This window comes from Pseudomonas sp. TH39(2020) (genome assembly GCF_016650715.1).
In the GTDB taxonomy this organism is placed as follows: Bacteria; Pseudomonadota; Gammaproteobacteria; order Pseudomonadales; family Pseudomonadaceae; genus Aquipseudomonas; species Aquipseudomonas mandelii_C.
In genome coordinates, this window is sequence record NZ_JAEKFF010000007.1 from 1,234,963 (window position 1) to 1,252,620 (window position 17,658).

15 protein-coding genes and 3 pseudogenes are annotated in these 17,658 nt (G+C 56.6%); 11 read left to right on the forward strand and 7 right to left on the reverse strand.

The genetic code is table 11. The annotated features are described in order from the left end of the window. The 3 genes and pseudogenes from JFU47_RS26095 to JFU47_RS26105 all read left to right on the forward strand — a co-directional run. Positions 1-1,854, forward strand: coding sequence for a hypothetical protein (locus JFU47_RS26095; protein WP_201186711.1), 1,854 nt, complete (start codon positions 1-3; stop codon positions 1,852-1,854). 136 nt (positions 1,855-1,990) lie between these two features. Continuing rightward, positions 1,991-2,350: an IS66 family insertion sequence element accessory protein TnpB gene (gene tnpB / locus JFU47_RS26100; protein ID WP_242485159.1), complete on the forward strand. Its 360-nt coding sequence runs from the start codon at positions 1,991-1,993 to the stop codon at positions 2,348-2,350. Between the two features lie 18 nt (positions 2,351-2,368). Next, positions 2,369-2,728: pseudogene (locus tag JFU47_RS26105) on the forward strand (transposase domain-containing protein); the annotation flags it as partial. On the opposite strand, the pseudogene JFU47_RS26110 reads toward JFU47_RS26105, so the two are convergent. Then, positions 2,664-3,375 (reverse strand): annotated as a pseudogene (locus JFU47_RS26110) (IS5 family transposase); the annotation flags it as partial. The pseudogenes JFU47_RS26105 and JFU47_RS26110 overlap by 65 nt on opposite strands. Before the next feature lie 360 nt (positions 3,376-3,735). Here JFU47_RS26110 and JFU47_RS26115 point away from each other — a divergent pair. The 4 genes and pseudogenes from JFU47_RS26115 to fabF all read left to right on the forward strand — a co-directional run bounded on the left by JFU47_RS26115 (position 3,736) and on the right by fabF (position 8,485). Then, positions 3,736-5,730: pseudogene (locus JFU47_RS26115) on the forward strand (polysaccharide biosynthesis protein). Between the two features lie 112 nt (positions 5,731-5,842). Next, complete coding sequence (locus JFU47_RS26120; RefSeq protein WP_201186718.1) at positions 5,843-6,178, forward strand: ComEA family DNA-binding protein; 336 nt, start codon at positions 5,843-5,845, stop codon at positions 6,176-6,178. Positions 6,179-6,383: 205 nt separating this feature from the next. Continuing rightward, complete coding sequence (locus JFU47_RS26125) at positions 6,384-7,178, forward strand: SDR family NAD(P)-dependent oxidoreductase (RefSeq protein ID WP_201186720.1); 795 nt, start codon at positions 6,384-6,386, stop codon at positions 7,176-7,178. 32 nt (positions 7,179-7,210) lie between these two features. Further along, on the forward strand, positions 7,211-8,485 hold the full coding sequence (fabF, locus tag JFU47_RS26130; protein WP_201186729.1) for a beta-ketoacyl-ACP synthase II: 1,275 nt from the start codon (positions 7,211-7,213) through the stop codon (positions 8,483-8,485). On the opposite strand, the gene JFU47_RS26135 is transcribed toward fabF, so the two are convergent. Continuing rightward, positions 8,482-9,039, reverse strand: coding sequence for a TetR/AcrR family transcriptional regulator (locus JFU47_RS26135; RefSeq protein WP_140679874.1), 558 nt, complete (start codon positions 9,037-9,039; stop codon positions 8,482-8,484). The genes fabF and JFU47_RS26135 overlap by 4 nt on opposite strands. A 176-nt stretch (positions 9,040-9,215) precedes the next feature. On the opposite strand from JFU47_RS26135, the gene JFU47_RS26140 reads away from it, so the two are divergent. Together JFU47_RS26140 and JFU47_RS26145 are read left to right on the forward strand one after the other, a co-directional pair. Then, positions 9,216-9,869, forward strand: coding sequence for a GntR family transcriptional regulator (locus JFU47_RS26140; RefSeq protein ID WP_201186731.1), 654 nt, complete (start codon positions 9,216-9,218; stop codon positions 9,867-9,869). Between the two features lie 15 nt (positions 9,870-9,884). Next, positions 9,885-10,736, forward strand: coding sequence for an urea carboxylase-associated family protein (locus tag JFU47_RS26145; RefSeq protein ID WP_201186733.1), 852 nt, complete (start codon positions 9,885-9,887; stop codon positions 10,734-10,736). 46 nt (positions 10,737-10,782) lie between these two features. On the opposite strand, the gene JFU47_RS26150 is transcribed toward JFU47_RS26145, so the two are convergent. The 5 genes from JFU47_RS26150 to rfbB form a co-directional block, all read right to left on the reverse strand. Continuing rightward, the gene (locus JFU47_RS26150; protein ID WP_123364669.1) at positions 10,783-10,950 is read right to left on the reverse strand and encodes a DUF2897 family protein; all 168 of its coding nucleotides are present in this window, start codon (positions 10,948-10,950) and stop codon (positions 10,783-10,785) included. A 148-nt stretch (positions 10,951-11,098) separates the two neighbouring features. Then, positions 11,099-12,463 (reverse strand): ethanolamine permease, encoded by a 1,365-nt coding sequence (eat, locus tag JFU47_RS26155; RefSeq protein ID WP_201186735.1) that lies wholly within the window; start codon positions 12,461-12,463, stop codon positions 11,099-11,101. Positions 12,464-12,659: 196 nt separating this feature from the next. Beyond that, positions 12,660-13,529: a dTDP-4-dehydrorhamnose reductase gene (rfbD, locus tag JFU47_RS26160; protein ID WP_201186737.1), complete on the reverse strand. Its 870-nt coding sequence runs from the start codon at positions 13,527-13,529 to the stop codon at positions 12,660-12,662. A gap of 64 nt (positions 13,530-13,593) precedes the next feature. After that, the gene (rfbA, locus tag JFU47_RS26165) at positions 13,594-14,475 is read right to left on the reverse strand and encodes a glucose-1-phosphate thymidylyltransferase RfbA (RefSeq protein ID WP_201186746.1); all 882 of its coding nucleotides are present in this window, start codon (positions 14,473-14,475) and stop codon (positions 13,594-13,596) included. Continuing rightward, entirely contained in the window at positions 14,472-15,554 is a 1,083-nt protein-coding gene (rfbB, locus tag JFU47_RS26170; protein ID WP_201186748.1) for a dTDP-glucose 4,6-dehydratase, read from the reverse strand. Before rfbB ends, rfbA begins: the two co-directional genes overlap by 4 nt. Before the next feature lie 306 nt (positions 15,555-15,860). Here rfbB and kdpF point away from each other — a divergent pair, with 306 nt between their 5' ends. Together kdpF and kdpA are read left to right on the forward strand one after the other, a co-directional pair. Further along, positions 15,861-15,950, forward strand: a complete 90-nt coding sequence (gene kdpF / locus JFU47_RS26175) for a K(+)-transporting ATPase subunit F (RefSeq protein ID WP_007899818.1) — start codon at positions 15,861-15,863, stop codon at positions 15,948-15,950. Positions 15,951-15,958: 8 nt separating this feature from the next. Further along, complete coding sequence (gene kdpA, locus JFU47_RS26180) at positions 15,959-17,653, forward strand: potassium-transporting ATPase subunit KdpA (RefSeq protein WP_201186750.1); 1,695 nt, start codon at positions 15,959-15,961, stop codon at positions 17,651-17,653. Positions 17,654-17,658 lie beyond the last annotated feature (5 nt).

Consider the following 17,658-nt stretch of genomic DNA (forward strand, 5'->3'; position numbering starts at 1 on the left):
ATGAGTGTTCAAGGAAATGTTTCCGATTTGGCGGTTGCTCACCCTGGAACGACTAAATCTTCGACTATTACTGAATATTGCCTGGTTGCTCTTTCTATCGTTGGAGCTGTAGGCATTCTTATTTGGTTAATGGTCTACAGTCGATATGGTTTTGATTTTACTGACGAAAGCTTTTATTTGGTTTGGGGGTCAACTCCGGGACTCTATGGCTGGTCGCTATCGCAATTTGGATTTGTTTACCACCCGTTTTATCTTCTGTTAGGTGGCGACGTTGTACGGTTGCGGATACTTAATATACTGGCAACTCTGGCTCTGGGTTGGTTTCTCGTTGATATAATTCTCAAAGATACTTTCTCTAAGAATATCAGTGGAAAGATTCAGCGACTCGCAATCTCATTCGGTTTTTCGATTGGCGTCCTGGTTTTTTTTAGCGTTTGGGTACCCTCTCCAAGTTACAATAGCCTAAATTTACAAGCGCTTCTGGTGGCGGCATCTGGCTTGTTCTTGGCTCAGGCAAAAATCAATAAAGAGAGTGTCATTGGCTGGATGCTTATCGGCATTGGTGGGTGGCTAACTTTCATGGCCAAGCCTAGTAGTGCCGCGGCACTCGGGGTGTGCGTATTCTTTTGTTTACTGCTAGCAAGGAAGATTAATTTTCGGTTGGCGTTGTTTTGCTTCGCATCGACATTGTTTTTGCTGGTTCTCAGTGCACTGCTGATTGATGGCTCTGTGACGGCTTTTGTAGGGCGGCTGCAAATGGCGATGGTTTTTGTCGATTATTTGGGAGGCGGCCATACTCTTGAACAAATCATTAGGATTGACGATTTTTTACTCACTCAAGAAGACGTTCTGATTTTTCGAATTGCACTACTTTTTTCTCTCGTTGTGCCTATATTTTTATACTTTAGTAACAGGTCTAGCCGTTTGCTAGGCTTCTGTTGCGCATGTCTGACGTTGCTTGCCATTATAGTAATGTTGATAGGGCGATTTGTTGTAAAGCTGGAATACAGCAACTTTCATGGATTGCTGATGTTGGTAATTCCATCTTCAATGCTGCTGCTGGGGGTCTGCCTTGGTAGGTATCGGTTTTTCTTGGATCTATCAATTTCTCGTTTGTCTGTTGTATTCGCGTTCGCGCTATTTCCACATGTATATGCCTTTGGTACAAACAACAACTATTGGCAGGTGGGAAGTTCAGCTGGTTTTTTTTGGTTACTAGGAGGGCTGGTTCTATTGGCCCCAGCAATACGTGGTGCAAAAGCGACTTTTGTCCTCCTGCCGCTAGTGTTGGCTACTCAGCTGGTTGTGGTTGTATTGGTGCAATTGGGTATGGAGTCGCCGTATAGGCAAACACAACCGTTGAGATTGAACTCCCACACGGTAGAAGTAGGGCGAAGTGGCTCGAATCTTTTATTGTCTAAGGAGTATGCAGCTTACTTGACACAAGCTATGACGGCTTCCAAACAGGCAGGCTTCCAGCCTGGCACCCCGGTTATTGATTTGAGCGGACAGTCACCGGGCATCCTTTACGCGATAGGGGCAACGAGCATTGGTCAGGCATGGATGATTGGTGGCTATCCGGGCAGCTTTAAGCTGGCTAGTGAAGCGTTGAAGAGGGTCTCTTGCAATCAACTAGCTGTGGCTTGGCTTCTGACTGAACCAGAAGGACCAAGGAGTCTTTCTGATAGCCTGGTTTCCAGCTTTGGAGCCGAGCCCTCGAATTATGAGGCGGTGGCTTCTTGGAGTACGGCCAGAGGTGCTGGAGGGTACGACCAGCGGCCGGCGCAAAAGCTATTAAAACCTGTTAGAAATTCCAATGCATCGATCAAGGCGTGTAATGAAAGCAGGAATTGATACTCAGGGCTCAGCACTTGCCTCGTCAACTGATGAACTGGATCGCTTCAGTGTAACCGCTCCACGAACCCCACATTCAAAGCCGCGATTTGATGCCTGATGCTGTACTCCCGATCTCTTTCAGAAGTCAGCGGCCATGATGCGTCCCGATGCCAAAGTTGAAAAAGTGTACCTCTACCGTAAGCCTGTAGACTTTCGAAAATCCATCGACGGCCTAGCCGCACTGGTGGAGCTGGATATCAAAGTGGCGGTATTCGATCCGGTGCTTTTCGTCTTTCTCAACAAACCCCGCAATCGGGTGAAGATTTTGTATTGGGAACGCAACGGCTTTTGCCTTTGGCTCAAACGCCTTGAATCCGAACGCTTCAAAACATCGCCCGATCACACCGACGAAGCCATCGTGCTGACGGTCCAGGAGCTGAACTGGCTGCTCGATGGTTTTGATCTGTGGCGCAACCGTCCACATCAGGTTTTGACACCTCGATTTGTCGCCTGATTCGGTATAATCCACGGCATGATTGCCATGCCCGACAACCTTCCCGATGACCTGACTGCGCTCAAGCAATTACTTGCTCAGGTGCAGTCCAAGGTTGTTCATCTCGAAGAAGAAAATGCGCTGCTCCGTCAGCGTCTCTTCGGGCGTAAGTCCGAACAAACAGTCGATCCAGCGACCCCGCAATTGGCTCTTTTTAATGAAGCCGAAAGTGTCGCTGAACCTGCCGCCGAAGAGGTGGAGGAAGAAGTCGTCGCTCCGACCAAGCGCCGTGGCAAACGCAAGCCTCTGCCCGCCGACTTACCCCGTATCGAAGTATCCGCCAGATCATCTTACGGTTTTGGTGCTCTGGACGCTTGTCCATGCCCGTGTAACCAGCATCGCCAGACACATACGTTTCCTCGCCGTGCAACAACTGATCGACCTACGTCACATCCGCGACATTCGCCGCCGTGCCCACCAGGCTATGGACCAAGCCGGATTCGGCATCGACACCGATGTGCGCCTTCATTCCAAAATAGTATTGGTTTCCTTTCTTGGTTTGGTGCATTTCGGGATCACGTTTGCCGTCCTTGTCCTTGTCCTTGTCCTTGTCCTTGGTCGAACTCGACGCATGAAAGATCATCGCATCGACCACGGTGCCTTGGCGCAACATCAAGCCTCGATCGCCTAGATAACAGTTGATGACCTGCAAAATTCCACCTGCCAGTTCTTGTTTCTCCAGCAGGCGGCGAAGGTTGAGGATCGTGGTTTCATCGGGAATCCGATCCACATGCAGCCCCAAATACTGGCACAGGATTGTGGTTTCATAGAGGGCTATCGCTGTAACCGAACCAGTTCTGCATCAGATGGACCCGCAACATGGCCTGCAACGGATACGCCGGACGACCGCCTTCACCCTTCGGATGATGCGGTTCGATCAAGGCAGTCAAACCCTTCCAGGGCGCGACTTGATCCATCTCGATCAGGAAGCGCTCGCGGCGGGTCTGCTTACGTTTGCCGGCATACTTGGCATCGGCGAAGGACATCTGTTACATCGGGGATCAGCCGTTCGGTTCGTGTAAGGCGGGTATTTCACCAAATCTGGAAGTCTTTTTCAGAATTCCTTAGGGCAGATTCTGGACCGCAGTAGACCGCAGTACGCCTGACGTCCGCCCTTAACCTGGCACCGGGGGGGGCATGGAGCTGTTACGAACATACAGCGCAGTGGGGGCATCGATCGCTTATATTGACATCTTAATTGCGATTAAGGTGATGAGAGCGCTTTGGAGACCCGATCCTTCCAGCATTACGTTAAATATGGCAGAAATTTTTGGGTACGACTCCCGCTAGTTTCTCACCATAGCTGCAAATCTTTGAGTGAGATCGAACCTCGTCGGTTGAGATTTATGGATAAATTACGCAGCCTTTTGCTAAATCTGTCTCGTCGGCAAAAGCGATTGATACAGATCGCCACCGATATTTTTTTGGTCTGGGCTTCGCTATGGCTCGCCTTTATGGTTCGTCTTGGCATTGACGATATGTACAATCCTTTGCGAGTCCATTTCTGGCTCTTCGCATGCGCTCCCGTTATTGCAATCCCACTCCTTGTTCGATTTGGCATGTACCGCGCCGTCATGCGCTATTTCGGCAACGATGCGCTCATTGCCATCATCAAGGCTGTCAGCCTCTCATCGCTGATACTTGCACTCGTCGTCTACTGGTACAGCAATCACGAAGCCGTCGTCCCACGATCCATAATTTTCAATTATTGGTGGCTTAGCCTCGTCATCATCGGCGACCTGCGCCTATGCATGCGTCAATACTTCATGGGCGACTGGTTCAATACCTCCCAACACGTACCGTTCACCAATCGCGATGATGGCCTCACCAAAGTTGCCATTTATGGTGCAGGCGTAGCGGGCAATCAACTTGTCGCAGCACTGCGTATGGGGCGGGTTATTCGTCCTGTGGCATTTATCGACGATGATTCGAGCATCGCTGATCGCGCTACTTCGGGCCTCCAGGTCTATAAACCCAAACACATCCAACAGATGTTCGACGTAACCGGCGCGCAGGAAATCCTCCTAGCTCTGCCGTCATCTACCCGTGCATGACGTCGGGAAATTCTCACTATTCTGGAACGTTTCCCGCTTCACATCCGGAGCGTTCTAAGCTTCACCGATCTGGCCAGTGGCCGGGTAAAGGTCGAAGACATCCAGGAAGTGGATATCGCGGACCTTCTGGGGCGCGACTCGGTCCCAGCGCAACCAGACCTGCTTGAACGTTGTATCAAAGGCAAGACAGTAATGGTCACGGGTGCAGGCGGATCGATTGGCGCGGAGCTTTGCCGGTAGATCTTCTCGCTTGGCCCGACGACGCTTCAGTTGTTTGAACACAGCGAATTCAATCTATACAGCATTCTCTCGGAAATGGAGCAACGCGCTTGTCGTCGATCGGTGCCGGTCAGATTGTTGCCAATTATCGGCTCTATCCACCATCAGGACAAACTTCTGGATGTGATGAAGACCTGGAGTGTGGACACCGTCTACCACGCTGCCGCTTATAAGCACGTCCCAATGGTCGAGCACAATATCGCTGAAGGCGTGCTTAACAACGTCATCGGCACGTTCAATACCGCCCAAGCTGCATTGCAGTCGGGTGTGTCCAACTTTGTGTTGATCTCCACCGACAAGGCTGTACGCCCGACCAATATCATGGGCAGCACCAAGCGTTTGGCCGAGTTGACCCTGCAGGCCCTCAGTCGTGAGATTGCCCCGGTGCTGTTCGGCGACAAGGCCAATGTGTCCCGGGTCAACAAGACCCGTTTCACCATGGTGCGTTTTGGCAATGTGCTGGGTTCCTCCGGTTCGGTGATCCCGCTATTCCACAGCCAGATCAAATCCGGTGGCCCGTTGACGGTCACGCATCCGAAAATCACTCGCTATTTCATGACCATCCCCGAAGCCGCGCAATTGGTGATCCAGGCCGGTTCCATGGGGCAGGGTGGCGATGTGTTCGTTCTGGACATGGGCGAGCCGGTGAAGATCGTCGAACTGGCAGAGAAGATGATCCACCTTTCCGGCTTGAGCATCCGTTCGGAAAAGAATCTGCAAGGCGATATCTCCATCGAGTTCACCGGCCTGCGTCCGGGCGAGAAACTGTACGAAGAGTTGTTGATCGGTGACAATGTAGCGGCTACCCAGCATCCGATGATAATGAGCGCCAACGAAGACCATCTGCCGTGGGACGTACTCAAGGGGCGTCTGACGGAGTTGCTGATTGCCGTTGACCAGGACGATTACACTCGCGTTCGCCAACTGCTGCGCGAAACCGTTAGCGGCTACACCCCCGACGGCGAAATCGTCGACTGGATCTACCAGCAACGTCGCCTCGAACCCTGATTGTTTCACATCCTGTAACGGACACATTTTTGACAGGCTCCAGACATCGCCTAAGTTTAGAAGGCAGCTTCGGAAAAGCTGCTTTCTCAATCGATGTCATGGAGCTTCATTTATGCGTACTGGCTATTTCTACTCTCTGGTTTTTGCCCTGCTCACCAGCGCCTCTATTGCTGCCATTGCTGCGCCAACGGCCAAGCCTGAGGCTGGCAACGCACCCTTGGTGCTGGAAGTTTCTCCCAAGACACAGTCCGGCAAGGTCGATCTGAATCAGGCCGATGCGCCAACCCTTCAGCGCGAGTTGGCCGGTGTGGGCGAGGCCAAGGCCAAGGCGATTGTTGCTTATCGTGAGAGTAATGGGCCGTTTGCGTCCGTGGACGAATTGCTCGAAGTGAAGGGAATCGGTAAAGCGATTCTGGATAAGAATCGCGAGAAGCTTGAGGTGAACTAAACTTATACGTCAGCGCCAGGGGCCGATCATTGATCGGCCTTTTTGCTTTCTGGCGGACGCTGTGATGGTGCGCCTTTCGTCGATATGAGAAAAATTACGGCTATCATATACAGCTAAGATTATGCCTATAATAAATTGGTTTCCGCCAAGCGTTCTGAGCCTCAGGCGCTTGTCTTTCCCTTAGGCATCTCCCAGGAGCACTGTCATGAACACTGTCCAGTCCCAAGGTACGGCCCTCGTCACCGGTGCTTCTTCCGGTATCGGTGCGATTTACGCCAAGCGGTTGGCGGCGCGTGGTTTTGATCTGTTATTGGTTGCCCGTGATCAAGAGCGGCTGGACGCTGCGGCGAGCAAGTTGCGCGCCGAGCATGGCGTTCAGGTCGAGGTGCTCAAGGCGGATCTGACGCAAAAGGATGAGGTGCTGAAGCTTGAACAGCGTCTTCGCAGTGACTCGAGTATCAGCCTGTTACTGAACAACGCCGGGGTTGCAACGGATGGTTTGTTGGCCAATGCCGACATGGATCAGCTGGAGCGTTTGATTCAACTGAACGTGACAACGGTCACGCGACTGGCCTCGGCAGCGGCCGCCAGTTTTGCCAAGGCGGGCCGCGGGACGATTATCAACATCGCATCAGTAGTTGCGTTGTTCCCAGAGCGCTTCAATGCAACTTACAGCGCCAGCAAGGCTTATGTATTAAGTCTGACTCAATCGTTGAACGCCGAATTGGAGGGCACCGGGGTCAAGGTGCAGGCCGTGTTGCCAGGTGTAACACGCACCGAAATCTTCGAGCGCTCCGGTATCGATGCTACCCAGATTCCGGTGGATATGGTCATGGAAGCCGATGATATGGTTGATGCGGCGTTGTCGGGTCTGGATCAGGGTGAGTTGATCACCATTCCTTCGTTGCCGGATGCGGCCGACTGGGATGCCTTCGTTGCGGCGCGTCTTGTCATGGCACCGAATCTTTCCAAAAGTAAGGCCGCCGCGCGTTACACGTGAGGCGTCATGAATCGGCTTGAGGTATTTGCGGTATGAGTGATCGTCGAATAGTTGTAACAGGCATGGGCCTGGTGTCGCCATTGGGTTCTGGCGTCGAAGCCGTTTGGTCGCGTCTGTTGGCCGGGCGTTCCGGGTTGCGCAATTTGCCGGACGAGGTGGTTGCCGATTTGCCGGCCAAGGTCGGGGGTGCAGTGCCGACGCTGGCTGACGATCCCGAGGCGGGGTTTGACCCGGACCGGGCGACGGCGCCCAAAGAGCAGAAGAAGATGGACCGCTTTATTCTGTTCGCCATGGAAGCTGCGCGTCAGGCGCTGGAGCAGGCCGGTTGGCAAGCGGCGGACGCCAATGCCCAGGAGCGTACGGCAACCATTATCGGTTCCGGCGTGGGTGGTTTCGGTGCGATAGCGGATGCGGTGCGCACCACGGACAGCCGTGGGCCGCGACGCTTGTCGCCGTTCACCATTCCTTCATTTCTGGTCAACCTCGCCGCGGGTCATGTGTCGATCCAGCACGGTTTCAAGGGCCCATTGGGTGCGCCGGTGACAGCTTGCGCGGCCGGGGTGCAGGCGATTGGTGATGCGGCGCGGTTGATTCGTTGTGGCGAGGCAGACATCGCGGTATGTGGCGGCGCGGAAGCGGCGATCGATCGCGTCAGTCTCGCCGGGTTTGCCGCTGCTCGCGCCTTGTCCAGCGGATACAACGACACCCCGGAGCGAGCCTCGCGGCCGTTCGACAGTGATCGCGATGGCTTCGTCATGGGGGAGGGCGCTGGCCTTCTGGTGATCGAATCCCTGGAGCATGCCCTGGCCCGCGGTGCTCAACCGCTGGCGGAATTGGTCGGTTACGGCACCAGTGCCGATGCCTATCACCTGACGGCAGGTCCCGAGGATGGCAGCGGTGCGCGACGGGCGATGTCGCTGGCATTGGCCCAGGCAGGCATTTCGCCGGCGCAGGTGCAGCATCTCAATGCTCACGCAACCTCGACACCGGTCGGGGACTTGGGAGAGTTGTCGGCCATCAAGGCGTTGTTCGGCACGGATAACAAAATCGCCGTGACATCGACCAAGTCGGCCACCGGGCATTTGCTCGGTGCAGCGGGCGGTATCGAGGCGATCTTCACGCTGTTGGCAATTCGCGATCAGGTCGTGCCGGCCACCCTCAACTTCGATACCCCGGACCCCGCCGCCCAGGGCGTGGACATCGTCCACGGCCAAGCACGGCCGATGGCAATCGAGTACGCGCTGTCCAACGGCTTCGGGTTTGGTGGGGTGAATGCCAGCGTGCTGTTCAAGCGTTGGGAGGGTTAGTCCCGGGGTTGTTTGAGATAGGCGCGAGTCACGTCGAGAATCCGCTGCGCCAGCTCGGGGTTCTCGACACTGCGTGACAGTAGTAATGCCCCGACCAGCGTCGACATGATGACGACGCTGTCGTCGGCAGCGTTGTCGCCTTCAAGGGTGCCTTGCACTTGTTCAAGCCGTGCGTTGAGCACCACGTCAGTGGTCGGGCTTTGCTGCCCGCGCAGGCCGAGTTCCGACGACATGGTCGGCAACGGGCAGCCTTCATCGGGTGAGGTCTGGTGCCATTCGGACAAATAGGCGTCGATGAACGCTTCCAGCGGACGATCCTGGGCGAAGAGCTCGGCGCAAATCACATCGACCTGCTCGCTCGCGGCTTGCAAAGCCTTTTCCACCAGTTCGTCTTTGGATTTGAAGTGCGAGTAGAAACCACCGTGAGTCAGGCCCAGTGCTTTCATCAGCGGTTGCAGACCTGTCGCGCCAATGCCATCGCGGCGAAAGCGCGCTGACGCTTCCTTGATGATGCGTTGGTGGGTCTGGGCTTTATGGTCCTGCGAGTAACGCATCGGGTATCTCCGCAACAATGCGCCATATTAACCAATGAAAATGGGATGGTGATTGTACTTCTACTTCTAAAAAGCGTGCAGATGAGTCCAACTCCTTCCTGCTGTCTCGAATTAACTGGCACGAATAGTGATTACTCATTAATTGACGATTGTTGAACAATCACGAGGCAATGAGTATGAACAGCGGACTGTCCCTGGCCGACCACATCACACTTGAGTTGCGCGCCGACATCATTGGCGGCCGTTTGCTGCCCGGTATGGCGTTGGTGGAAAACGATCTGGTGTCTGCCTATAACGCATCCCGCAATACCATTCGCGAAGCGCTGCATCGCTTGGGTCAGGAAGGTCTGACCCGTTATGTGCGCAACAAAGGCGTGATGGTGCGCAGGCTGGGCGTCGAGGACGTGCGGGATCTGTTCAACGTCAGGCGCACTCTGGAGCTGCGGGCCATCAGTGCGAGTCAGCCACTGCGCGACTATCAATCCGACCGGATGCTCGAAGCCCTGGAAGCCACCGAGCTTGCTCGGGAGCGCGAAGACTGGCGCGCCGTCGGCACCCACAGCCTGGCCTTTCATCAACATATCGTCGGATTGCTGCGCAGTCCGTTGTTCGACGAGTTCTTCACCAACGTCGTGGCGCAATTGCGCCTGGTGTTCTGCACTGCCCCCGATGAATCACGTTTTCAGGCGCCCTGGCTGGCGCGGGACCGGCAGATCCACGAGTTGTTGGCCGAGGGCGACAAACCCGCGGCCGAGGACGCCATGAGCCTGTATCTCGACGATTCCGAAAACCTCTTGTTGCAGATGCTTACCCGTTCTTCCCATCACTGATCGAGGATTCGTGCCATGTACAAAGACTATCCGGCGGCCTATCAAGTCAGCAAAGGTTCCGCCTTGCAGGTGGACAAAGCCTTCTACGAACGGATCCGCGACAAGAAGGACGGGCGCACGCTGATCGAGGAGTTCGAGGTCCCGATCCGCACCGGTCGCGCCTGGAAAGTGCCGGCCGGGCATGTGTTTCGCGTCACCACACCAGTCGGGCCGCAAGTCGGGGATTTCAACGTCTGGAATGCCAACGATCCACGGGAGCGTTTGTGGGCGGCCCGCACCCGCCAGCTACAGGGCGCTCACGTCAGCACCCATGACCGGCTCTGGTCGAACCTGCCTTTTTTGCGGCCGCTGGTGACCATCACCGATGACAGTCTGGCCGGTTATGGCATCGACGAACATGGTGGTCGCCTGCACGATTTGCTCGGCACCCGCTGCGATCCTTATGTGAACAAAATGCTCACCGGCGAAGACTTCCATCATCACTGCCACTCGAACCTGACCCGCGCGGTGTTGCCTCATGGGCTGACCGAGTTCGACGTGCATGATGTGCTGAACATTTTCCAGTGCACGGGCCTGAACCACGACGACATGTACTTCATGAAAGCCTGTCCGGCGCAGAAGGGTGACTACCTGGAGTTCTTTGCCGAAATCGATCTGCTGTGTGCGCTCTCGACCTGCCCGGGCGGCGATCTGTCGCTGGCCATGTGGGGGCCGGATGCGCAGGACCCGCTAAGCGTATGTCGCCCGCTCGGGGTGGAGATTTATCGGTTGGAGGATTCGTTGCTTGAGGGCTGGAGCCAGCCGGAACGCGCGGCTTACAAAGGGCTGCATGGCCTGCACATCACCAAGGCCGATTGGGAAAAGTAGAAACGCAAAACCCCGTCATTTGATGAGAATGACGGGGTTTGTTCTGTTAGCGGTCCTGCGCATCCTTGGCATCCGCTTGTGCGTTGCGTTCAGCGACGCGTTTGCGTTGCTCCTCGGTCAGTTCGACCTTGTCGGCGGTGTCACGCAACATCATCAAACCACCAACGATCGAGCCGATTGCAACGATCAGAATCAACCAGGCATACCAGGGCATAGGGCTCTCCTTGAGGGCAGGCCGATGGGCGGGTTTCGCCAATCGATCGTGCATACCACTTTGAGCGATTAATTTTCGCAGTGGTTCCATTCTATGCCTGATCTGCCGAAGTCACCGTACATCCTTGTAGGCGCTGCCGCAGGGGAGGTTAGAGCCCGGTCAGCATCGCATCCGCCGGTGCATCGGCACGCAGTTGCGCCGTCAGCATGAAGTACACGAACCCTACCGCCATGAAGGCCAGGAAAATCAACCCGATCAACGTGTTGAACCAGGCCATCGCCACCAGGCAGACCACCGCCAGCACCAGCGCAATGAACGGCACCAGCGGATAGCAAGGCGCGCGAAAGGTGCGCTCCAGATTCGGTTCGGTTTTGCGCAGTTTGAACAGGCTGAGCATGCTCATGATGTACATCACGATCGCCCCGAAGACTGCCATCGTGATCATCGCCGCCGTCAGCGTCATGCCGCCCAGATTGATCAAGCCATCGCTATAAATCGCGGCAATGCCGATCACGCCACCGGCGATGATTGCCCGGTGCGGGGTCTGAAAACGTGACAACTTGGCCAGGGACGCCGGCAGGTAACCGGCCCGGGCGAGGGCGAAGAACTGCCGCGAGTAGCCGAGGATGATCCCGTGGAAACTCGCTACCAGGCCGAACAGGCCGATCCACACGAGCATGTGCAACCAGCCCGAACTTTCGCCAACCACGGTTTTCATCGCTTGCGGCAGCGGGTCGTTGATGTTCGACAAGGTGCGCCAGTCACCGACGCCGCCGGCTAAGAACATCACTCCCATCGCCAGTAAAACCAGGGTCAGAATGCCGCTGATGTAGGCCTTCGGAATGGTGCGTTTCGGATCCTTGGCTTCTTCGGCGGCCATGGCCGCGCCTTCGATGGCCAGGAAGAACCAGATCGCGAAAGGTATCGCCGCGAACATCCCGGCAATCGCCGGCGCGCCGAACACATCGGAGCCGGCCCAGCCGTTTAGCGCGAAGTTACTGAAGCTGAACGCCGGTGCGACCACACCCATGAACACCAGCAGTTCGGCCACCGCGAGAACGCAGACCACCAGTTCGAAGGTTGCGGCCAGTTTCACCCCGAGGATGTTCAGGCCCATGAACACGATGTAGGCACCGACCGCGGCGTGTTTCGGGTCGAGGGCAGGAAACTGCACGTTGAGGTAGGCACCGATCGCCAGTGCGATGGCGGGTGGGGCGAAGACGAATTCAATCAGTGTCGCCAGCCCCGCGATCAGTCCGCCTTTCTCGCCAAAGGCGCGGCGGCTGTAGGCAAAGGGACCACCAGCGTGAGGAATCGCGGTGGTCAGCTCGGTGAAACTGAAGATGAAGCACGTGTACATGGTGGCGACCATAAAGGACGTCACCAGAAAACCGAGTGTACCCGCCACGCCCCAGCCGTAACTCCAGCCGAAGTATTCACCGGAAATCACCAGCCCGACCGCAATGCCCCACAGGTGCAGCGTGCCCAGCGTGGGTTTGAGTTGTGTGTTCATGCGTTGCTCCCTGAACGGTTTGGAAAGCTCGGGAGAGGGCGTTTGCAGTGGGCGTGCCAGTGTTGTGATGGCGGTCGTAAAGTGCAGAAAGGCGTCGTATCGGGAATGTTCGGTGCCGGATGTGCGTTTTTTGTGCGCCAGTTGAGGGCGATAGCGGCGGTTTTGCCGTCTTCGTGGGCAAGTCCCGCCTGTAGGTTTAGCCTTGCTCGGCAAGACACTCGCGCAGCGCGATTTGCCAGTCAGGTTGCCTGACGCCCCATTCACGTTGCAGGCGACTGCAATCAAGGCATGAGTTGAGCGGTCGGGCCGCCGGTGTCGGGTAATCGCTGGAGGGAATGGGCAGCAAGTTTGCGCAGGGCTTTCCCTGTTGCCGTAACGCTTCGCCAATGGCCTGGGCGAAGCCGAACCAGGAGGTTTGCCCCTGAGCGGTCAGATGATATGTACCCCAGGTAACGGCCTCACCTGCCTGCCAGCGTTCGATCAGGGCAAGGGTGCTATTGGCAATTGTGCCTGCCCAGGTAGGTGCGCCGATCTGATCGGCGACAATGCGCACTTCCGGTCTCTCTTGCAGCAGGCGTTGCATCGTCAGCAGAAAATTGCGGCCATGGGTTGAATAGACCCAACTGGTACGCAGGATAAGATGTTTGCCTTGTACGTCAGTGATCGCCCGTTCACCGGCCAGTTTGCTCTTGCCGTAAACCCCGAGTGGGTTTGGCGTGTCGTCTTCGTTGTAAGGCCCGAGCTTCATGCCGTCGAATACATAATCGGTGGAGTAGTGAATCAGCGGGATGCCAAGCATCTGTGCTTCTTCGGCAAAGATGCCAGGGGCCACGGCGTTGATGGCAAAGGCTGTTTCCGGCTCGCTTTCAGCCAGATCGACCGCTGTGTGGGCCGCCGCGTTGATGATCAGATCCGGACGAATCTTTTGTACCTGTTGGCGAATCTGCTCGGGTTGTGCCAGATCCAGTTGATCGCGACCCAGCACGATCAACTCGCCGACAGCCCCCAGTCGACGCTGCAGTTCGCGTGAGACCTGGCCATGCTGGCCGCTGATGAGAACTCTCATGGGAGCAGATCAACCTCTTGCAGGCTTTTACCGATGATCACTACGCCGCGCAGATCAGTTTCATTCACATCCATTGTTCATCCCCTGCGAGCTTGGCCAGGTACTGGCCATACCCGGTCTTGCCGAAGTAGCGGGCACGCTCCAGCAGTTGTTCGCGGTTGATCCAGTTCTTTTCGTAAGCGATTTCTTCGAGGCAGGCGACTTTCAAGCCTTGTCGATGTTCGATGGTCTGCACGTACTGAGAGGCATCGAGCAAGCTGTCGTGAGTGCCGGTGTCGAGCCAGGCGAAACCACGGCCGAAGCGCTCGACCTGCAGGTCTCCCCGTTTGAGATACGCATTGTTGACATCGGTGATTTCCAGCTCGCCGCGAGGCGAAGGCTTTACCGCTTTGGCGATCCTGATGACATCGTTGTCGTAGAAATACAGGCCGGTGACGGCATAGCTGGATTTCGGTACTTTCGGCTTTTCTTCGATCGACAGGGCACGGCCCTGGCTGTCGAAATCAATCACGCCGAAGCGCTCCGGGTCTTTGACCCAATAGCCGAACACGGTAGCGCCCGAAGTGCGTTTTGCCGCGTTCTGCAACTGCTCGCCAAAGTGTTGACCATGGAAAATGTTGTCGCCGAGAATCAGGCACACAGGATCATTGCCAATGAAGCTTTCGCCAATCAGAAAAGCCTGGGCCAGACCATCCGGTGACGGCTGCTCGGCATAGCTGAAATTGACCCCGAACTGACTGCCATCACCCAGCAGATTGCGGTACTGGGGCAGATCCTGGGGAGTAGAGATCACTAAAATATCTTTGATTCCGGCCAGCATCAGGACCGAAATCGGGTAATAGATCATCGGTTTGTCGTAGACCGGCAACAGCTGTTTGGACACACCGAGCGTGATCGGATGCAGGCGTGTGCCCGAGCCGCCTGCCAAAACGATACCTTTCATCATGCGTGAAGCTCCTGGGGATTGATGGCACCAAGGCGTTCACCCTGGTAGCTGCCATCCTGAACACGACGGCACCACTCAAGGTTGTTCAAGTACCACTGAACGGTTTTGCGAAGGCCGGTTTCGAAGGTCTCTTCGGGTACCCAGCCCAGTTCGTGTTCGATCTTGCTGGCATCGATCGCGTAGCGCAGGTCATGACCTGGACGATCCTGGACGAACGTGATCAGGTCGGCGTAGTGCGCGACACCCTCGGGCTTGCGCGGTGCCAGTTCTTCAAGCAGGGCGCAGAGGCCACGCACCACGTCGATATTCTTTTGTTCGTTGTGCCCGCCGATGTTGTAGGTCTCGCCGACGATGCCGGTGGTCACCACTTTGAGCAGCGCCCGGGCGTGATCTTCGACGAACAGCCAGTCGCGGATTTGCAGGCCATCGCCGTACACCGGCAGCGGCTTGCCGGCCAAGGCATTGAGGATGACCAGCGGAATCAATTTTTCGGGGAAGTGGAACGGCCCGTAATTGTTCGAGCAGTTGGTCAACAGCACCGGCAAGCCATAGGTGCGCTGCCAGGCACGGACCAAGTGGTCGGACGCCGCTTTGCTGGCGGAGTAAGGCGAACTCGGGGCGTAGGGCGTCGTTTCCGTAAACAGATCATCGGCGCCATGCAGGTCGCCATAGACCTCGTCAGTGGAAATGTGATGGAAACGGAAGTCGCTTTTTTCCGGCTCGGCGAGGGTTTGCCAATAGGCGCGGGTGGCCTCCAGCAGGCTGTAGGTGCCGACGATGTTGGTCTGGATGAAATCCGAAGGTCCGTCGATGGAACGGTCGACGTGGGATTCCGCTGCCAGGTGCATGATCGCCTGAGGCTGGAAACGTGTCAGCACCGCGCTGACGGTCGCCTGATCAACGATATCGGCTTGAACGAACTCGTAGCGAGTGTCGTTGGCAATGCCGGTCAGCGATTCGAGATTGCCGGCGTAGGTCAGCTTGTCCAGGTTGAGCACTTCATGCTCGGTGTGCCGGATCAGCTCGCGAATCAAGGCAGAGCCAATGAAACCGGCACCGCCGGTGATGAGGATACGCATGTTGGCCAGCCTTTTTCAGTAGTCGAAAACGCAAATGGTCATATCTTGTCGGCAGGAGCGGGGTGGTGCAATAGGTTGTTCATCCCTCTTTGGTTTTGTGGAGTCTTATCCATCGATGCAGGACGATAGAGACGCCTGAAACCCGCAAAGGTGTTGTATGCCCCCAGACACCACCGTAACCCTAGCGTAAACGCACTCTTTACGCTTTCTTTATGCACAGCCAACCCCCTCGATCTCGTTCCTTTACAGCCTTCCTTCCGACAATGACTCCACACGCGGCAATACGCCGTAACACGGAGAACTTCCATGAGCGTTCTGGACGGGGTGTCACTGCTACTGGCAGTGGGGCTGTTCATTTATCTGTTGGTTGCGCTGTTGCGCGCGGACCGGAACTAGGAGCGGCTATGCACAGTTATGACTATTGGCTGATCCTCGCCTTCTTCGCCCTGGTGCTGATTCCGGCGCCGTTTCTGGGGCGCTTCTACTACAAGGTGATGGAAGGTCAGCGCACCTGGCTTTCGCCGATTCTCGGCCCGGTAGAGCGTGGGTGTTATCGGGTGGCCGGCGTTGATCCGCAGGCCGAACAGAGCTGGCAGAAGTACACCCTGGCCTTGCTCGCCTTCAACCTCGCGGGCTTTTTGCTGTTGTTCGCGATTCTGTTGTTTCAGGACCACTTGCCACTGAACCCGCAAAACCTGCCGGGTCAGGAGTGGACGCTGGCGTTCAACACCGCCGTCAGCTTCATGACCAACACCAACTGGCAGGCCTACAGCGGTGAAGCGTCGCTCAGCTACCTGAGTCAGATGGTCGGCCTCACCGTGCAGAACTTCGTCAGCGCCGCCACCGGCCTCGCCGTGTTGGTAGCCCTGTGTCGCGGTATTGGTCGCAAGTCGACCAAGACCCTCGGCAACTTCTGGGTCGACATGACCCGCGCCACCCTCTACGGCTTGCTGCCGCTGTGCCTGCTGCTGGCGCTGTATCTGGTCTGGCAGGGCGTGCCGCAAACCTTCGCGCAGTACGTGAATGCCGTGACGATGCAGGGCGTGGATCAGGTGATCCCGCTCGGCCCGGCCGCCAGCCAGATTGCGATCAAGCAACTGGGTACCAACGGCGGTGGCTTCTTCGGCGTCAACTCGGCGCACCCGTTCGAGAACCCGACGGCGTGGAGCAACCTGTTTGAAGTCGGCTCGATCATTCTGATTCCGGTGGCGCTGGTGTTCACCTTCGGCCACTACGTGAAAGACCTGCGTCAGAGTCGCGCGATCATCGCCTGCATGCTGGCGCTGTTCCTGATCGGCGGCGCGACGTCGCTGTGGGCTGAATACCAGCCGAACCCGACCCTGAACAATGTCGCCGTCGAACAGACCGCGCCGCTGGAAGGCAAGGAAGCACGCTTCGGCACCACGGCCACGGTGCTGTGGTCGGTGACCACCACCGCGGCATCCAACGGTTCGGTCAACGGTATGCACGACAGCCTCAACCCGCTGAGCGGCATGGTCGCGCTGGTCAACATGATGGTCGGCGAAGTGATCTTCGGCGGTGTCGGTGCCGGGCTCTATGGGATGTTGCTGAACGTGTTGATTGCGGTGTTTCTCGCCGGCCTGATGATCGGTCGTACCCCGGAATACCTCGGCAAGAAACTCCAGGCGAAGGAAGTCCAGTTGCTGGTCGTGACCTTGTTGGTGATGCCGGTCGGTGTGCTGGTACTCGGCGCGATTGCCGCGAGCCTGCCCGGCCCGGTTGCGGCGGTGAGTAACCCTGGTGCCCACGGCTTCAGCCAGTTGCTGTACGCCTACACCTCGGCCAGCGCCAACAACGGCTCGGCGTTCGGCGGCTTCGGGGCCAACACCCCGTTCCACAACCTGATGCTGGGCCTTGGCATGTTGATCGGTCGCTTCGGTTACATCCTCCCGGTACTGGCTTTGGCCGGCAGCCTGGCGATGAAGAAAACCGCACCGATCGGCCAGAACAGCTTCCCGACCCATGGCCCGTTGTTCGTGACTCTGCTGACCGTGACCATTTTGCTGGTGGGTGGTTTGACCTTCCTGCCGACATTGGCGCTGGGTCCTATTGCTGAACATTTGAGCTTGGGCTTCTGAGGATC